Below are 16,200 nucleotides of genomic sequence, written 5' to 3'. Positions count from 1 at the left end.
GAAATGTTAAACTACTTGCCACACCCCGTGCTCGGCGCCGACCGGATTCCCCCGTGCCGGTCGGCGCCGACTCCCTCCTTGCTGCGTCACCCGAGCGGGGCTCAGCTCAGTGCAGGGACGCCACCGACTCCTGGCTGAACGGAATGAGCTCGCTCATCCGGTCGTTCAGGACCTTCTCGGCCCACTGAGGGTCGGCGAGCAGTGCGCGTCCGACCGCGACGAGGTCGAACTCGTCCCGCTCGAGACGCTCGAGGAGCCCCTCGATGGAGTCCACGGCCGCGTTCGCACCGGAGAGCGAGCCGGGCTGGAAGGCGGTGTCCAGGCCGACCGAGCCGACGGTGATGACCGGCTTACCGGTGACCTTCTTCGCCCATCCGGCGATGTTCAGCTCCGATCCCGTGTCGGGGAACTCGGCCTGCCAGTGGCGGCGTCCGGACGCGTGGAACGCGTCGACCCCGGCCTCCGCCAGCGGGGTGAGCACGGCTTCCAGTTCCTTGGGGCTCTCGGCGAGCCGGGCGTCGTAGTGTTCGGACTTCCACTGGGAGAACCGGAGGACGACGGGGAAGCCGGGCGCGACCTGTTCGCGGATGGCGGCCACCAGGTCGGCGGCGAACGTGGTGCGCGAGGCCAGGTCGCCGCCGTAGCCGTCGGTGCGCCGGTTGGTGCGCTCCCACAGGAACTGGTCGATGAGATAGCCGTGTGCGCCATGCAGCTCCACGCCGTCGAAACCGATCCGCTCGGCCTCCCGTGCGGCCTTGGCGAAGGCGCTGATGACGTCGTCGATGTCGGCGAGGGTCATCGTCCCGCCCGCTCCGGGCGTGCCGTCCAGTGCGATCCCGGACGGTCCCACGGACGGGGCGTCGGGGAACGGCGGCGCTCCCGCGGGCCGCTGTATTCCCACGTGCCAGAGCTGGGGCATGATCGCGCCACCGTGGGTGTGCACGGCGTCGACGACCTTTTGCCATCCGGAGAGTTGCGCCTCGCCGTGGAACCGGGGAACGCCGTCCAGGAAACCGGCGGACCGGTGGTCGACGGTGGTGCCCTCGGTGATGATCAGGCCGGTCCCCGCCGCGGCCCGGCGCGCGTAGTAGGCGGCGACGTCCTCACCGGGGATGCCATCGGGGGAGTGTCCGCGGGTCATGGGTGCCATGACGATCCTGTTCGGCAGCTTGGCCGAACCCAGTGCGAACGGGCGGGACAGTGCCGTGGCCACGCGGGTGTTCACCGTGTCGCTCTCCTGCCGTGTCGTTCCGGGGTGGCTTCCCCGGAGCTCGAAAGTGTGAATCTGAAAGGTACAGTTTTTGTGGCGTAAACTGCAACTGTATCGATTGCACTTTAGGGAAACGGTGGAACGGCACCGTCGAGTAGGCTGTGCCACGATCTGCGCGCGGAGGTGGAGACCTTGTTGGACATCCGGTTCTCCCGTGCGCTGCAGCTGATGCTCTTCCTCGCGGTCGCCGCCGAGGACGACTCCGCACCGCTGAGCTCCGCCGAGTTGGCCCGTGTGCTGAACACCAACCCGAGCCTGGTCCGCAAGCTCCTCGTGCCGCTGACGGAGGAGGGGCTGGTCGTCTGCGTCAAGGGCCGCACCGGTGGGGCCAGGCTGGGGCGGCCGACCGACCGGATCACCCTTGCGGAGATCTACCGCTGCGCCGTCGGCGACAAGCCCCTGTGGGCCTGCTCGCCCGGAGTGGAGCCGGTGTGCCAGGTGACCGCACACGCCGGTGAGTACTTCGCCGCGCTCACCGCGGAGGCCGAGGAAGCGGTGCTCGACTCGCTGGGCGACCGCACGCTCGCGGACAGTGTGCTGGAACTGCGCCGCCTCGACGCGGGATGCGCGCGACAGCGCTGATTGGGCTCCCCCGGGCCCCCGCGTTCACATCGCCGGAACGCCCGCGCCCCACTCCGGCTCGGACACGGCCGCCCGGCGCAGGTGCTCGGCGAGCGCCGCGGTGGCGGTGGACGAGGTCCGCGCCTTCTCGCCCCAGGCCAGCAGATGGGTGCGGCGTGACCAGGGATCCTGGAGCTCGCACACATCGAGTGGCCGGCCGGGGGCGATGGCGCGGCGTGGCACGAGCGCGAGTCCCACACCGGCGGCCGCGAGGGAGACAAGGGTGGGCAGGTGGGCGACGGTGGTGCGGTACCGCACCGCCGGAGCGTGTGGACCCAGGTGCTTCTCGATCGAGCGCCGCAGCGAGGAGCCGGCGTCGAGCCCCACGAGCGGGTGCTCGGCGACCTCGCTGTATGCCACCGCGGTGCGCCCCGCGAGGATCCCGCCGGACTGGCCGATCACCACCAGGGAGTCATCGCAGAGGGGCTCCATGGCGAGACCGCAGTCGCGGGCCTCGGTGTCGAGAACGACGCCCAGGTCCGCCTCGCCGTCGGCGAGCAGCCGCACGGTCCGTGGGGTGCGGCTCTCGGACGCCGTCACATCGACGTCCGGGTGCGCGCGGAGGAACGAGACCAGGGCCCGCGGCACGAGGTGATGCATCGCCGAGCCGCCGCCCAGCAGGGTCAGTGGCGCGGTCGGGGGCCGGGCGTAGCTCGCCACGGCGCTTTCGAGGCGCGCCGTCTGGGCGAGCACATCCCGTGCGTGGCGGGCCAGCGCCGTCCCCGCCGGAGTGGGGCGCACCCCCCGACGACCACGGATCAGCAGGGCCACGCCCGCGTGGTGCTCGAGCGAGCGCACCCTGGCGCTGGCCGACGGGAGGCTCAGATGCATCCGGCGAGCGCCCGCCGTGATCGAGCCCTCCGCCACGATGTGAAGGAAGAGCCGCAGGTCGTCCAGGTCATAACGCACCCTGTCGAGCCTATGGCACAGCCTTTCGCAGGCTACGTGGATCACGCATTGTGCGCCCACGGGCCGGGGGGCGATGCTCTGCGGGTGTCGGAGATGGTGATTGTTCTGCTGGCGGGCGTGGCCGCCGGGGCGTTGAACGCCGTCGGCGGCGGGGGCACGTTCGTGGCGCTCCCCGCCCTGGTCGCGGCCGGTCTGTCCCCCGTGACGGCGAACGCGTCCTCGACCGTGGCCCTCGTGCCCGGGACCGTGGCGAGCGCGTGGGTGTACCGGCGCGACCTCGCCCCGGTCGGGGGCACGTCCACGCGGGCGCTGACCGTGGTCAGTGTGATCGGCGGCGGGCTCGGTGCCGGTCTGCTGCTGACGCTGCCCGCGGTGTCGTTCGACGCCGCGGTGCCCTGGCTGCTCGCCTTCGCCACGGTGGTCCTCGCCTTCGGGCGCCACGTTTCCCGTGTGGTGAGCGACGCGAAGGGCCATGCGGTCGGCATGAGCCCCCGGGCCGTCCTGATCGGGCAGTTCCTCCTCGCCGTGTACGGCGGCTACTTCGGCGGTGCCGTAGGCATCATGATGCTGGCCGTGTGGAGCATCGGCCTCGGCCTCGACACCTCGGCCGGCAACCCGATGCGGGTCGCCCAGCTCACGGCCATCTACCTCAGCGCGACCGGGCTGTTCCTCATCGCCTCGGACGCGCTGAGCGCACCGTCTGTGCTCATCACCATGCTGGTCGGCGCGGTGGCCGGCGGGGTGGCCGGAGCGCACGTCGCCCGTCGTCTCCCCGCGTGGCTGCTGCGGAGCGTCGTTTTGACCACCGCCGTCACCATGACCGTCCTGTACTTCCTCCGGGGCTGAGCGGGTGGCCCGGCCCCGTGGAGGAGCATAGGGGGCTGCTACGACAGCGTGTCGGCCACGACATGCGCCGCGTCCGCGATCAGCTTGTCGTCGGACTTGGCGTCCTTGTCACCGCGGTTCGACATGATCGCCACGACGATGGGAGCGGAGTCGGGCGGCCACACCACCGCGATGTCATTGCGGCCACCGTAGTAGCTGCCGCTTCCGGTCTTGTCGCCGACCTGCCAGTCCTTGGGCACCCCGGCCCTGATGAGCGCGTCCCCGGTGGTGTTGGTCCGCAGCCACTTCGTGAGCTGTGCGCGCTCTCCGCTGCCGAGGACATCGCCGAGCACGAACGCGCGCAGATCCTTGGCCATCGCGCGCGGGGTGCTCGTGTCCCGTGTGGAACCGGGGACCCAACGACTCAACTCCGGCTCGATGCGCTCCATCTGGATGACGTCGTCGCCCATCTTCTCGAGCGTGGCGTCGAGGCCCTTGGGCCCGCCGAGCTCGTCGAAGAGCAGGTTGGCCGCCGTGTTGTCGCTGTAGCGGACGGCGGCGTCACACAGCGCGCCCAGGCTCATCCCGGTGTCGACGTGCTTCTCGGTCACGGGGGAGTTGTCGATGAGATCGTCCTTGGAGTACTTGATCACCCGGTCCAGCCCGCCCAACTTGACCTTCTGCAGCACGGCACCGGCCTCCAGCGCCTTGAACGTGGAGGCGTAGCCGAACCGCTCGCCGTCGCGATAGGTCACCTCGTGTCCGGTGCCGGTGTCGATGGCGTAGACACCCAGCCGCGCGTCGTAGGAGCGCTCCAGCTTCCTGAACTCGCCGGTGAACGACGCCGCGTCCTTGCCCGCCTTCGCCGCCAGATCCGTGGACGCGGACGGCGAGCCCGATGCGCTCGACGACCCCGATGAGTCCGAGGATCCGTCCTGGCCACAGGCCGTCAGCGGGACGAGAAGCGTGAGCGCGGCGAGCGCGCCGAGGGCGGTGTGCCGGGCACGGGGGAATCGCATGATCCTGACCTCCGGTTGGGCCCCCGTCACGCAGGGGGCACAGGGGATGGAACGACCGGGCCCCTCGCCGGGGCGCGGCCGTGGGCATCGGAATCACCTTCGCCGTCGGGCGGCTATGCGGTCCAATACGCTCATGCGCTCTTTCATGCCGATCTGGCATAGGGTGCGGATGTGGATCTGGTGGGAGCGTGCCGAGCGTTCGTCAGCGTGAGCGAGCGTGGAAGCTTCACCGTCGGGGCGGCCGCTGCCCGGATGTCCCAGTCGGTGGCCAGCCGTCGCGTGGCCGCTCTGGAGGAGCGCTTCGGTGAGCAGCTCTTCGAACGCACCTCACGGCGGGCCGCACTCACCCCCTTCGGGCGGGAGATGCTGCCGGTGGCCAGACAACTCGTCCAGGCGGCCGATGTGCTGCTGCACGAGGCAGAGGCCGCCAAGCGCAAGCCGTGGCGGCTCGCGGTGCCCGGCATCTGCTCCACCGCCGGTCTCGCCCGACTCGTCGCCGAGGCACGCGGGCACGGGATCACGCTCGATCTCCGCGTGGCGGCGCCGGCGCAGCGCCTGGAACTCATCCACGCGCAGCAGGTGCGGGCCGCCCTGCTCGCGGTGCCCGCGGACGAGGCCACGTGGTCCGTGCCGCTCGGGCTGGCCGGAGTCCGGGATCCCGGTGTGCGGCGGGTCTATCTCGAAACGCTGCGGGTCGGCCGGGCCGCTCCGGGTCCGGCCCGCCGCATCTGGATCCAGCCGGAGGACGATGTGCCGCACATCCGCGACCCGCTGACCCGGCTGCGCGACGCGGTCGGTCTGCGGCCCGCCCAACTCGTGGCCGCCACCGACCTGACGGCCGCGGCCGCCGAAGTCCTGTGCACCCACGACCTGTTGCTGTGCTCTCCCGCGCAGGCCGCGGAACTCGCCCTGAGGTGGCGGCCCATCGGCGAGATCACGCTCGGCCGGGGGTTCGCTCTCGCCGCCGCCGCGGACGGCAATCCGCAGCCCATCGAAGGGCGCCTGGGCGGCGCCATCGCCCGCTGCCTCGGCGCGGACACCCGGGCGGACACCGAGGAAGGAACGGAAGCGTGAGCACCGAGACACTGCTGCGCGATCTGCGCGAGCAGCTGCGCGACGGCGGACTGCACGGCTGCCTGCTTGTACGGGATCTTCACACCGGGGACGAGCTGGGGATCGACCCGGACACCCAGCTGCCGTCCGCCTCGCTGGTCAAGGTCCCGCTCGCGCTGGCGACGGCGGAGCGCATCCGGCGCGGCGAACTCGACGGAGCGACACTGCTCGACGTGCCCCCGGGGCGGATCACCACGCCCGGCCCCACCGGGCTGAGCCGATTCCGCCACCCCGCCCGGATCGCGATCGAGGATCTGCTCTACCTGAGCACGTGTGTGAGTGACGGAACGGCGGCCGACGCGCTGTTCGACCTCACCCCGCCCGCCCAGGTCGCCGACATCCTCCAGGAACTCGGGCTGCGTGGTATCACCGTCCGGCACGGCATGCGCGAACTGACCGAAACGCCCGTGGAGCGCTTCGACGCCGAGCAGGTGCATCTCGCCCACGCCCTGGCCATCGACGCGGGGACCAGCGGCCGCGGCCACCGGGTGCCGCAACTCGACACCACCCGCGCCAACACCGGCAGCGCACGCGCCTGGGTGGACCTGCTCGGGGCCCTGTGGGCACCGTCGAACATCCACCCTGACGTGGCGCTGCACGTGCGCGACCTCATGGCCCACAACATGCTGCGGCACCGGCTCGCCCCGGACTTCAGCTCCGACGCCACCACCTGGTCCTCCAAGACCGGCACCCTCCTCAACCTCCGCCATGAGATCGGCATCGTCGAGCACTCCGACGGTCAGGCGTTCGCCATCGCCGTGCTCACCGAGTCACTCGTGCCCGCGAGCACCCAGCCCGGAGCCGACGCCCTCATGGCGCAGGTGGCCCGCACCCTGCGTGACCATCTCCGGCAGCTCTAGGCCCGGTCGCCGGAGGGTGGTGACCAGCCCGAGGCGGCTGGTCACCAGCCATGGTCAGAGGGTGCGGCCGAAGAGGTCGAGCAGGGCCTCCCAGTGGCGTTCGGCGGCCTCGGCGTTGTAGGAGACGGTGTCGGCCTGGGTGTAGCCGTGCTGAGCACCGGTGTAGACCTCGGCGCGGTGGCGGACACCGGCCTCGGTGAGGGCCTTGTCGAGGCGCTCGATCTGCTCGGGCGGAAGGGAGTGGTCCTGGTCCGCGTGCCCGAAGTACAGCTCGGCGGTGACCTGTCCGGCCACCGTGTGCGGGCTGTCCGGTGCCTCGGTCGCCAGGTTGCCGCCGTGGAAACCGGCCGCCGCGGCAACGCGGTCGGGGTAGCTTCCGGCGGTACGCAGGGCCAACCCGGCGCCGAGGCAGTAGCCGGTGAGGCCCACGGGCCCGTCGGTGGCCTGCGGGCAGGAGGCCAGCCAGTCCAGATAGGTGCCGGCGTCGCTCATCGCGCGCTCGGGAGTGAGCTCCTGCATGATCGGGAGGATGTCCTGGAAGATCTCCGGGCGCGCCGCGACGTCGATGAAGTCGGGCAGCTCCACCACGGGAGCGCGCCCGTGGCGGTAGAAGACGTTGGGCACCAGCACGGTGTAACCGGCCGCGGCCAGACGGTCGGCCATCCCCCGCAGGTGGGGTCGGAGGCCAACGGCGTCCATGTACAGCAGAACAGCCGGGGGGCGGTCGGTGTCGTCGGGATGGACCAGATAGGCATCGGCGATCCCGTCCCGGGTGGGGATGTCGACGGCTGTTCCGCGCACTGCGGTCATAAGGGGGTTCCTTTCTGACATGCCGGACGACGCGCATGAGCGCCGCCGACCAAGATCTCCGGGCCATCGTGCCGCTCACCGGGGCGCGTCGGACGACACGCCCGCGATGGCCGATTCGCTCCATCGCTAGAGGCAGCCCTCGGGCAGGACGGCCCCACCGGCGCATAGGTGTCTGATCGCCGCGACGATCGAATAACAGTCGAAGAGCGCTGAATGCTCCCTGCCTGCCACGGGTTTGGGCAGGCCGAGCGCTTCCCATAGCCGACCGGAGTTGGCCGATGCCGTTATCGGTGCGACGGTATTCAGCCATGGGCGGATATTCAGGAAGTCGGCGGCGAGAAAGCCGTTCTTGATCTCCTCCCCGCGCGCCCGGGCCCATCCCACGTTCTCCCCGAGGACGACCATGTCGTTGCCGTAGGAGAGCACGGACTGCCCCCGGCAGAACGCCAGGAAGTCACTGAGCGCCTCGGCGGGGGCGACTCCCCCGCGGTCCACGGTTTCCTGGTCGATGCCCGTGAGGCCGGTGAAGAACGGGGACAGCCGCGGGTTGACCACCGGTCTGACCAGTGCCTCGTATTCCTCGATGACGGAGTGGTCGTCAGCGGAATTACCGGTGCTGATGCGCAAGGCGCCGATCTGGACGATTTCGCGAAGCTGCCCCGGCTCCGACCAATCCTGCTCGAGCGATCCCGGCCATGAGGTGAACTCGAGGTCGAACACGACAAACGTCGACAACCGGTCTCTCCTCGTTTTGGTGTGGGGCGAACGAACCGTACGAGCCGCTGCGCAGGAGACTACTCCTCTCCGAATGCCTTTCCCGGGCCGGGATCCCGGTGGGCCGCTGAGCGATGTCGAGGCCGAAGACGGCGGCCAGATTGCCGCCCAACGGCGTCCGAACGCCGGGTGCAAGGCGGTGCGGGAACTGCCCCGCCGCCCGGCGCGCCCAGTCCGGCAAGCTCGCCACCCAGTACGCGGGGCCGGAGCCGTCCAGTACCCCCGTAGGTCGCCGTAGAGCGCCCTGGCAGAGACCGGCTCTCGGGGGAGGCTCAGTCGCGCAGGCTCATGCCGCCACAGACCGACCACACCTGGCCGTTGACCCACTCGGCGTCGTCCGAGAGGAGGAAGGCCACGGTGCCGGCCACGTCCACGGGCTCGCCCAGCCGCGGGCTGCGGGCGATCTTCAGCGCCATGGCCTGCAGCCGCTGGTCGTCCCGCTGCTTCTGGGTGTCGCCCATGACCAGCCCGGGCGCCACGGCGTTGCAGCGGATGCCCTCCTTGCCCCACCGGGAGGCGATATGGCGGGTCAGCGCGTTGATCCCGGCCTTGGAAGCGGCATACGCGGGACGCCGGGGCTCCCCTCCCCAGGCCGCGCCGGAGGAGGTGTTGACGATGACGCCGCCGCCCTGGGCCAGCAGTCGCGGGATGACCGCCCGGCAAGTGAGGGCGTAGCCGAGCAGATTCACCTCGTGGGTGCGCCGCCACAGTGCCGGGTCCATCTCCAGCAGGTCGGTGTCCCGGCCCAGATGGTCGTCCGAGAGGTCGGCGCCGACGTTGTAGAGGCCGTCGATCCCGCCGAACTCGGCGGCGGCCCGGTCGACCAGCGCACCGATCGACTCCTCGTCGGCGAGGTCGAACGCGACGGCGACCGCGGTGCCGCCGGCCTCGGCGATGCGCTGGGAGGTGGCCTTCGCGCCCACGAGGTTGATGTCGCCGACGACGACCGAGGCGCCCTCCTCGGCGAGCCGCTCGGCCGTGGCGGCGCCGATCCCGGTGGCGCCGCCCGCGACGACGATCCTCTTGCCCTGAAGTCCCCGCATGCCGCTCTCCCGCTCACAGAGGTCTGGAACCGAAGGATCGCCGTGAAGCAGCATTCCTAGCATGGAACTCGGTGTCATAGAAGGGTGCGGATCTCATCACTGCGATCGTGGTTCAGGTCGGCGGTAGGATCGCGGGGTGAACGGAACGGCGCGTACGAGCACGAGAGACATCGCGCGAGCGGCCATCCGGGCCGAGCTGGCCGAGGTGGCGTCCGGCCTGTTCCGGAGCAAGGGCTTCGAGAAGGTCACCATCAACGACCTGGCCGCCGCCGCCGGTGTCTCGCGCAGCACCTTCCTGCGCTACGTCGGCAGCAAGGAAGAGGCCGTCCTCAGCGCCTTCGACGCCTACGGCGAGCGGGCCGCCGACGCCCTGCGGGCCGGGCCCGTCGGCGAGGACGACTGGACGGCGCTGCGGCGCGCACTGGACGTCGTCATCGCGTACCACCGCCGGGACCCGGTCAGCGCCCTCGCGACGACCCGCCTGGTCCGGAACACCCCCGCCCTGTGTGCCCGGCTGCTGGAGAAGCAGAACGGCTGGCGGCCCATGCTGGCCCGGGCCCTCGCCGAGCGGCCCGGCGACGCTCCGCGTCCCACGGCCCTGGCCCTGTCGGTGAAGGCCGCCGCCGCACTGGGCTGCCTGAACATCGCCCTCGACCACTGGACGGCCTCCGACGGCCGCCCGGACCTCACCGCCCTCCTGGACGAGGCGTTCGCCGCCCTCGCCGGGTGACCTCCCGCTCGGCATACTGGTCGGTGGGGCATCGTTCGCCGGCCGCCCAGGGGGAGGGTTCTCTCCCTGGTTGCTTTCCTCCCGAGATGGAATTCTCCCCTTTCGGTTACTTGTGAAGGAGGCAGACGATGACGACATGGACGAGCGACGAACTCAACCGGATCGCGACGACGGACGAACTGGAAATGGCGCCGCTGCGGGGCGACGGCACACCGCGTACGGCGGTGCCGATCTGGGTCGTCCGTGACGGCGACGACCTCTACGTCCGCTCCTACCGCGGCACCGACGGCTCCTGGTGGCGCACCGCGCACGGGAGCCACGAGGGCCACATCCGCTCCGGCGGCGTGGACCGGGACGTGACCTTGATCGATGAGGGCGACCCCGGTGTCAACGACCGGGTCGACGACGCGTATCGCTCCAAGTACAGCCGCTACAGCGGAACCTACGTCGAGCCCATGGTCGCGGACACGGCGCGCGCCACGACGCTGAGGCTTGTGCCCCGGTGACGACGAGCGGGGCCGGCCACCGACAACCGCCTTCACCACACCCTGCCACCCCCCGCCACCGCGACACCCCGGCCCCTGAGGCGCCCGAGCACTCGGAGAACTCATGACCACCCTTGCCATCATCGGAGCCGGCCCCGGTCTCGGCGCCGCCGTCGCGCGCCGCTTCGGCCGTGAGGGCTACGACACCGCCCTCATCTCCCGCGACCAGGACCGGCTCGACGCCCTGACCGCCGGCCTGACCGGCGAGGGTGTGACCGCGCGCGGCTTCGCCGCCGATGTACGCGATCCGAAGGCCCTCACCGCCGCCCTGGACGCCGCGGCCACGGCTCTGGGGCCGGTCGAGGTCCTGCAGTACAGCCCGGTGCCGCAGCGGGAATTCATGCTGCCGGTCCTGGAGACCACCGCCGACGACCTCGCGGGTCCGCTGGAGTTCTCCGTGTACGGTCCCGTCACCGCCGTACGGCAGGTGCTCCCCGGTATGCGCGCCCTGGGCCGCGGCACGGTGCTCTTCGTCAACGGAGGCACCGCCGTGGTGCCGCACCCCGAGCGCGCGGGCACCTCCATCGCCTTCGCCGCCGAGAGCGCGTACGGCCGGCTGCTGCACGACACCCTCGTCGACGACGGCATCCACGTGGCGCAGCTGATCATTCCGGGCGCGATCGTTCCCGGGCACGACAAGAAGGACCCGGCCGTGCTGGCGGACACCCTGTGGACCCTGCACCAGGATCGCCACGGCTTCCGGCACTTCGCCGACGACCTGGACTCCTGACCCGGTCCGGGGGAGGTGTCCCGTGAGCTGTGCGGGGCGGCCCGGTGGCCGCCCCGCGTGGTGTCTCAGGAGAAGCGGTGTCTCAGGAGAAGGTGTCGGGCCCGACATGGTCGGGGTCGGGACCGCCGCGCACTCCGGTGTCGAGCGCGTCGATGGCGGCCACCTCATGGGGGGTGAGGGAGAAGTCGAAGATCGCGATGTTCTCCGCGATGCGGTGCGGTTTGACGGACTTCGGGATCGCGCACAGGTCGTGCTCGACCTGCCAGCGGAGGATGATCTGGGCCGGGGATTTGCCGTATTTCTCGGCGAGGCCGGTGATGGTGGGTTCCTTGAGCGGATCCCTGACCTTGTCCGGGCTCTCGCCCCCGTAGCGGTTCACGCCGCCGATGGGTGACCAGGACTGGGTGACGATGCCCTGGCGGACGTCGAAGGCGCGCAGCTCGGGCTGGCTGAAGAACGGATGCAGTTCGACCTGGTTCACCGCGGGCACGACATCGGTGCGCGCCATGAGATCCGTCAGGTGTGCGGGCGTGTGGTTGCACACGCCGATGGCCCGCACCCGGCCGTCGGCCAGCAGCTTCTCGGCCGCCTTGTACGAGGCCACCGTGGTGTCGAACGCGGACGGGGCCGGCCAGTGCAGCAGATACAGGTCGAGATGATCCAGGCCCAGCTTGGTGAGGCTGGTGTCGAAGGCGCGGAGGGTGGCGTCGTAGCCGTAGTCGGTCATCCACACCTTGGTGATGACGAAGATGTCCTCGCGGCCGATGCCCGAGCGGGCGATGCCCTCACCGACCTCCTTCTCGTTGCCGTAAGCGGCCGCGGTGTCGATGAGGCGATAGCCGTTCTCGATCGCGGTCGTCACCGCGGGGATGGTCTCGTCGGGCGGGCTCTGGTAGACGCCGAGGCCCAGAGTGGGCATCCGCACGCCGTTGTTCAGGGTCAGAAGAGGGGCTGGTCCAGTCATACGGGATCCTTGTGTGCGTCGGAGACCGGCGGGCCCGGCCGGTGCCGTGCCCCGGCACGGGGTGAAGCCCGCTCGTACTGCGACAGGGGTTCCCGATGATGAGCCGTGTGCTCGCTCCGCACCCCGAACGTCACCACGTTGGCGTGATCAGGGCGCCGTGCCCTGCCCCGGAGGCCGCCGCCGCGGCGCCGTACGACAGGGGATCACGGTGATGTGCTGTTCTCGTCGGCCGTCATGTCCTGTGTGCCGATGACCGAGAGAAGTTCCAGCTGGGCGGCGCCTTCGGTGCCGGGCGGGGCGCTGAACCACAGCAGGCGCTGGCGGCCGTCCTCGCTGAACAAGGAGTGGCAGTCCAGCTCGATGACGCCCAGTGCGGGGTGGACGATGCGCTTGTGGTCGGTCCGCCGGAGGGCGACGTCGTGGGTGTCCCAGAGGGTGGCGAACTCCTCGCTGTGGCGTCGCAGCGCGGCCACCATCCGCCGTACCTCGGTGTCGCCGCCACGCCGGGCGGCGACGGCCTGCAGATCGGCGACGAAGACCCGGGAGTGGTGGGGGTGGTCCTCGGGCGGGTAGAGCGCACGGGCGTCCGGATCGGTGAACCAGCGGTGGACGAAGCTCGCCGCGGGCCCGCGGACCGCCGGGGGACGGCCGACCAGCGCGGCGGCCAGCTCGTTCTGCACCATGGTCTGGTGCAGGTCGGTGATGACCTGGGCGGGGGTGGTGGCCAGCCGGTCCAGCAGGCCGAGCAGGGCCGGCTGGACCGGCGCGGCCGGGCCGTGCGCCACCGGGGGAACGGGGCGGTCGGCGAGGTGGAACAGATGGTCGCGCTCGTCGCCGTTCAGCCGCAGCGCCCGGGCGAGGGCGGTCAGCACCTGGGCCGAGGGCTGAGCGCCGCGTCCGCGCTCCAGCTCGGTGTAGTAGTCCGCGGACAGCCCGGCCAGCTGGGCGACCTCCTCGCGCCGCAATCCGGGCACCCGTCGCCGCGGACCGGTGGGCAGGCCCACGTCGGCCGGGCGGATGCGGTCGCGCCGGGACTTGAGGAACGCGGCGAATTCGGAGTGGTTCACGCCCCCCATGGTCGCCTGTGACGGTGAGCCGAGCCAGGGGCTGACAACCCCTGGGTGGGGACAGCCCTGGCTGGCCCGGCGACCCGGGCCCAGAGTGGAGACACCGACAGGGCGTCGGCGGCGACACCGCCGACGCCCCGGGCCACGGCCACACCATGTGGCATCCGCCAGCCAGCACACCGTTCCAGGAGTCTCCATGTTGCCCCAGGCAACCGCGCCCCAGCACCCCACCGACCGGCCCCGCGTCGCCATCGTCACCGGCGGCTCCCGCGGTATCGGCCACGAGGCGGTGAAGCGGCTGGCCGCCGACGGATACGCCGTCGTGGTCGGATACGCGGGCCACCGGGAGCCGGCCGAAGCCGCCGCCCATGACATCGTCGCCGCCGGTGGGCGGGCCGTCGCCGTCCGGGCCGACGTGGCCGACGAGCAGCAGGTGGCCGCGCTCTTCGACACCGCGGAGTCCGAGTACGGCGGGGTCGACGTCGTCGTCCACGCGGCCGGCCGGCTGTACCTGGCCCCCATCGCCGAGCTGGACCTGGCGGAGCTGGACGCGCTGCACCGCACCAACATCCGCGGAACCTTCGTCGTCGCCCAGCAGGCCGCCCGCAGGATCCGCGGCGGCGGGTCGCTCATCACCTTCTCCACGTCCATCGTGGGCCTGGCCCTGCCCGCCTACGGCGCCTACAGCGCCAGCAAGGGAGCGACCGAGGCGGTCACGATGATCCTGGCGCGCGAGCTGCGCGGCCGGGACGTCACCGTCAACACGGTCGCCCCCGGCCCCACCGCCACCGACCTGTTCCTCGAGGGCAAGGACGAGGAGACCATCGCCCGGATGGCGGCCCAGCCCCCGCTGGAGCGCCTCGGCACCCCCACCGACATCGCCGAGGTGGTCGCCTTCCTCGCCTCCCCGGCCGGCCATTGGGTCAACGGCCAGGTCATCCGCGCCAACGGCGGCATCGTCTGACCGCCACGGCGCCCCGCACGACCTTTTCCCACCCCGTTTCCCCCTAGAAGAGAGAACGACCGTGCCCTTCGCGAACTTCAAGGTCCCCGCCGGATCCCTCGACGAGAAGCAGAAGCAGGAGATCGTCACCCGCACCACCGAGCTGTACGTCGAGATCTACGGCGAGCGCGCCCGCGCCAACACCATGGTCGTGGTCGAGGAGGTCACCGACGGCGGCTGGGGCATCGGCGGCAACGTCCTGACCCTCGCCATGCTCCAGCAGCCGCCCGGCCACTGACGCCTGCGGACACCCACGGCCCCCGGCGCCGCTCGGCGCCGGGGGAGCCTCGGGTGCTAGCCCCCGTTGACCGCCGTGGGGCTGAACGTGACGGGCAGCGATTCCAGGCAGCGGTACCAGAAGGAGTCCACCCACCTCAGCTCCTCGGGCGCGACCGCCAGGGTCAGGTCCGGAACGCGGTCCAGCAGCACCTCGATCGCCGTCTCCGCGATGATCCTGGCCGTCTCGGGACCGCCCACCGGGCAGCCGTAGTCACCGCCGCTGAAGCTGACGTGCGCGTGGTTCCCGCCGTGGCCGACGGGGGTGTCGGGCCACAGCAGCGGATCGGCGTTGGCGGCGGCCAGGCCGAGGATGACGAGGTCGCCGGTGCGGATGCGCCGGCCCCCGAGGGCGGTGTCGCGGGTGGCGTACCGCCCGATGAGGTTCTGCAGCGGGGAGTCCGCCCACAGCACCTCGTTCATGGCCTCGCCGATGCTGCGGCGGTTGCCCGAGAGGGTCATGGCGAAGCGCTCGTCGGTGAGCATCAGCCGCAGGGTGTTGCCGATCCAGTACGAGGTGAGCGGCAGCGCGGCCGCCATCAGCACCATCAGGTCGGCGGTCTGCTGCTCCTCGGTGAGGTCCGGGGTGTTCAGGATGAACTGCGAGGTGAGGTCGGGGCCCGGTGCCTCGCGCTTGGCCTTCACCAGCTCCGCCACGTACGCGGCGACATGTTGCTGGCCGGCGATGGCTTCCTCGTTGGAGAGGAACGAGACGGTCAGCCCTCCCGCCAGGGCCTCCAGCCCGGCCTCGTCGTCGGACAGGCCGAACAGCTCGGCCGTGGCGAGGGTGGGCACCGAGTAGATGTAGTCGTACACCAGGTCCGCCTTGCCGCTCACGGCGAACTTGTCGATCAGCTGGTCGGCGAAGCGCTCGCAGTGCCCGCGCAGTACGAAGGGGTCGATCGTGGCGAGGGCCTCGCTGGCGGCCGTCGCGCGCTGCCGGTGCTCCTCGCCCTCCGTGAAGGTCATCATCGGGCTGTACGCCACCCACGGCATGAGCGGCCAGTCCGGCGGCACGCTGTCCCAGCCGTTCCAGCGGCGCGGGTCCCGGCCGAAGGTCTCGACGTCGGACAGCACCTGGCGCGTCTCGCGGTAGCCGAGGACGAACCAGGCGTCGATGTCGCCTTCGAGCAGGACGGGGGCGACCTGTCCGCTGTCGTGCCGTATCCGCTGGTAGGTCTCGGCCGGCCGGCGCCGGAAGTCCGGCCCGTACAGCCGTGCGGCGTGGGCGGGGCAGCCCGGGGGCGGTGCGTCCGGTGTGGGGTGCGGGGCCTGCGTGTCCTGGTCGTCCTGGGGGTTCGTCACTGCATTGTCTTCCTCGGGAGCGGCGGATCTGCGGGGCTGCCGGGAGGCTAACGAAGTGATCGCGTCAGGCCAACTTCCCTGCGGTGACGATTCCCCGGCGGATCCCCGTGGTGCGCCGGGCGGGTCGTGGACGAGGCGGGGTGGCGGGCGGTCCGTCGTGCTCCCGTATCCGCTGCGGTAGGCGGTGCATATCGTGCTGTGCGGGGCTGCTGTGCATACATGAATGCCCCCTCCATGAATTCAGCCGGATAAATGCGAATGCGCATTCCGGACACTGTGGGAGTGGGGCGGCCGTCGCCACAGGGACGGTGGTGGGACTTGTTGTGCGTTGACGCG

18 protein-coding genes are annotated in these 16,200 nt (G+C 71.2%); 9 read left to right on the top strand and 9 right to left on the bottom strand.

What is annotated here, in order from left to right:
- Positions 1-106: 106 nt before the first annotated feature.
- Positions 107-1,225 carry an NADH:flavin oxidoreductase gene (locus ACFYOY_RS24850; RefSeq protein ID WP_351888160.1) on the bottom strand — a complete coding sequence of 373 codons (1,119 nt, stop codon included), beginning with the start codon at positions 1,223-1,225 and terminating at the stop codon, positions 107-109.
- Between the two features lie 177 nt (positions 1,226-1,402).
- Here ACFYOY_RS24850 and ACFYOY_RS24845 point away from each other — a divergent pair, with 177 nt between their 5' ends.
- Positions 1,403-1,852 carry an Rrf2 family transcriptional regulator gene (locus ACFYOY_RS24845; protein WP_351888158.1) on the top strand — a complete coding sequence of 150 codons (450 nt, stop codon included), beginning with the start codon at positions 1,403-1,405 and terminating at the stop codon, positions 1,850-1,852.
- A 24-nt stretch (positions 1,853-1,876) separates the two neighbouring features.
- Here ACFYOY_RS24845 and ACFYOY_RS24840 read toward each other — a convergent pair whose 3' ends face one another.
- Positions 1,877-2,800: a LysR family transcriptional regulator gene (locus ACFYOY_RS24840; protein WP_351888155.1), complete on the bottom strand. Its 924-nt coding sequence runs from the start codon at positions 2,798-2,800 to the stop codon at positions 1,877-1,879.
- A 93-nt stretch (positions 2,801-2,893) separates the two neighbouring features.
- On the opposite strand from ACFYOY_RS24840, the gene ACFYOY_RS24835 reads away from it, so the two are divergent.
- Entirely contained in the window at positions 2,894-3,646 is a 753-nt protein-coding gene (locus tag ACFYOY_RS24835; protein ID WP_388589645.1) for a sulfite exporter TauE/SafE family protein, read from the top strand.
- Between the two features lie 38 nt (positions 3,647-3,684).
- Here the strand turns inward: ACFYOY_RS24835 and bla are convergent, their stop codons facing one another.
- The gene (gene bla / locus ACFYOY_RS24830) at positions 3,685-4,644 is read right to left on the bottom strand and encodes a class A beta-lactamase (protein ID WP_351888149.1); all 960 of its coding nucleotides are present in this window, start codon (positions 4,642-4,644) and stop codon (positions 3,685-3,687) included.
- A 171-nt stretch (positions 4,645-4,815) separates the two neighbouring features.
- On the opposite strand from bla, the gene ACFYOY_RS24825 reads away from it, so the two are divergent.
- Both ACFYOY_RS24825 and ACFYOY_RS24820 read left to right on the top strand, forming a co-directional pair.
- Positions 4,816-5,718 (top strand): LysR family transcriptional regulator, encoded by a 903-nt coding sequence (locus tag ACFYOY_RS24825; protein WP_351888146.1) that lies wholly within the window; start codon positions 4,816-4,818, stop codon positions 5,716-5,718.
- A complete protein-coding gene (locus tag ACFYOY_RS24820) occupies positions 5,715-6,617 on the top strand; it encodes a serine hydrolase (RefSeq protein ID WP_351888143.1) in 903 nt (300 codons plus the stop codon). The genes ACFYOY_RS24825 and ACFYOY_RS24820 overlap by 4 nt, the downstream gene beginning before the upstream one ends.
- A 54-nt stretch (positions 6,618-6,671) precedes the next feature.
- Here the strand turns inward: ACFYOY_RS24820 and ACFYOY_RS24815 are convergent, their stop codons facing one another.
- From ACFYOY_RS24815 to ACFYOY_RS24805, 3 genes are all read right to left on the bottom strand, one after another.
- A complete protein-coding gene (locus ACFYOY_RS24815) occupies positions 6,672-7,427 on the bottom strand; it encodes a dienelactone hydrolase family protein (protein ID WP_351888140.1) in 756 nt (251 codons plus the stop codon).
- 126 nt (positions 7,428-7,553) lie between these two features.
- Complete coding sequence (locus tag ACFYOY_RS24810) at positions 7,554-8,162, bottom strand: 3'-5' exonuclease (protein WP_351888137.1); 609 nt, start codon at positions 8,160-8,162, stop codon at positions 7,554-7,556.
- A 311-nt stretch (positions 8,163-8,473) separates the two neighbouring features.
- Positions 8,474-9,244 carry an SDR family oxidoreductase gene (locus ACFYOY_RS24805; RefSeq protein ID WP_351888134.1) on the bottom strand — a complete coding sequence of 257 codons (771 nt, stop codon included), beginning with the start codon at positions 9,242-9,244 and terminating at the stop codon, positions 8,474-8,476.
- 136 nt (positions 9,245-9,380) lie between these two features.
- Between ACFYOY_RS24805 and ACFYOY_RS24800 the strand changes: the two genes are divergently transcribed.
- The 3 genes from ACFYOY_RS24800 to ACFYOY_RS24790 all read left to right on the top strand — a co-directional run bounded on the left by ACFYOY_RS24800 (position 9,381) and on the right by ACFYOY_RS24790 (position 11,249).
- Positions 9,381-9,974, top strand: coding sequence for a TetR/AcrR family transcriptional regulator (locus tag ACFYOY_RS24800; RefSeq protein ID WP_351888131.1), 594 nt, complete (start codon positions 9,381-9,383; stop codon positions 9,972-9,974).
- Between the two features lie 128 nt (positions 9,975-10,102).
- Positions 10,103-10,480: a DUF2255 family protein gene (locus ACFYOY_RS24795; RefSeq protein ID WP_351888128.1), complete on the top strand. Its 378-nt coding sequence runs from the start codon at positions 10,103-10,105 to the stop codon at positions 10,478-10,480.
- A gap of 103 nt (positions 10,481-10,583) precedes the next feature.
- The gene (locus ACFYOY_RS24790; RefSeq protein ID WP_351888125.1) at positions 10,584-11,249 is read left to right on the top strand and encodes an SDR family NAD(P)-dependent oxidoreductase; all 666 of its coding nucleotides are present in this window, start codon (positions 10,584-10,586) and stop codon (positions 11,247-11,249) included.
- Positions 11,250-11,331: 82 nt separating this feature from the next.
- On the opposite strand, the gene ACFYOY_RS24785 is transcribed toward ACFYOY_RS24790, so the two are convergent.
- Complete coding sequence (locus ACFYOY_RS24785; RefSeq protein ID WP_351888122.1) at positions 11,332-12,213, bottom strand: aldo/keto reductase; 882 nt, start codon at positions 12,211-12,213, stop codon at positions 11,332-11,334.
- 203 nt (positions 12,214-12,416) lie between these two features.
- Positions 12,417-13,280: a helix-turn-helix transcriptional regulator gene (locus ACFYOY_RS24780; protein ID WP_388589637.1), complete on the bottom strand. Its 864-nt coding sequence runs from the start codon at positions 13,278-13,280 to the stop codon at positions 12,417-12,419.
- Between the two features lie 196 nt (positions 13,281-13,476).
- Here ACFYOY_RS24780 and ACFYOY_RS24775 point away from each other — a divergent pair, with 196 nt between their 5' ends.
- The gene (locus ACFYOY_RS24775) at positions 13,477-14,244 is read left to right on the top strand and encodes an SDR family oxidoreductase (RefSeq protein WP_351888116.1); all 768 of its coding nucleotides are present in this window, start codon (positions 13,477-13,479) and stop codon (positions 14,242-14,244) included.
- Between the two features lie 61 nt (positions 14,245-14,305).
- The gene (locus tag ACFYOY_RS24770; protein ID WP_351888114.1) at positions 14,306-14,521 is read left to right on the top strand and encodes a 4-oxalocrotonate tautomerase family protein; all 216 of its coding nucleotides are present in this window, start codon (positions 14,306-14,308) and stop codon (positions 14,519-14,521) included.
- 56 nt (positions 14,522-14,577) lie between these two features.
- Here ACFYOY_RS24770 and ACFYOY_RS24765 read toward each other — a convergent pair whose 3' ends face one another.
- Positions 14,578-15,864, bottom strand: a complete 1,287-nt coding sequence (locus tag ACFYOY_RS24765; protein ID WP_351888111.1) for a cytochrome P450 — start codon at positions 15,862-15,864, stop codon at positions 14,578-14,580.
- Between the last annotated feature and the right edge of the window lie 336 nt (positions 15,865-16,200).

Origin of the sequence: Streptomyces sp. NPDC007875 (genome assembly GCF_042868035.1) — a bacterium.
Lineage (GTDB): Bacteria > Actinomycetota > Actinomycetes > Streptomycetales > Streptomycetaceae > Streptomyces > Streptomyces antimycoticus.
The sequence above is the reverse complement of the archived record's forward strand: the minus strand, read 5'-3'. Positions and strand labels throughout refer to the sequence as shown.

Bases quoted from the DNA above. Each gene is read 5' to 3' on its own strand.
- ACFYOY_RS24835 (WP_388589645.1), top strand. From the start codon at position 2,894: ATGGTGATTGTTCTGCTGGCGGGCGTGGCCGCCGGGGCGTTGAACGCC.
- bla (WP_351888149.1), bottom strand. From the start codon at position 4,644: ATGCGATTCCCCCGTGCCCGGCACACCGCCCTCGGCGCGCTCGCCGCG.
- ACFYOY_RS24815 (WP_351888140.1), bottom strand. From the start codon at position 7,427: ATGACCGCAGTGCGCGGAACAGCCGTCGACATCCCCACCCGGGACGGG.
- ACFYOY_RS24805 (WP_351888134.1), bottom strand. From the start codon at position 9,244: ATGCGGGGACTTCAGGGCAAGAGGATCGTCGTCGCGGGCGGCGCCACC.
- ACFYOY_RS24795 (WP_351888128.1), top strand. From the start codon at position 10,103: ATGACGACATGGACGAGCGACGAACTCAACCGGATCGCGACGACGGAC.
- ACFYOY_RS24790 (WP_351888125.1), top strand. From the start codon at position 10,584: ATGACCACCCTTGCCATCATCGGAGCCGGCCCCGGTCTCGGCGCCGCC.
- ACFYOY_RS24785 (WP_351888122.1), bottom strand. From the start codon at position 12,213: ATGACTGGACCAGCCCCTCTTCTGACCCTGAACAACGGCGTGCGGATG.
- ACFYOY_RS24775 (WP_351888116.1), top strand. From the start codon at position 13,477: ATGTTGCCCCAGGCAACCGCGCCCCAGCACCCCACCGACCGGCCCCGC.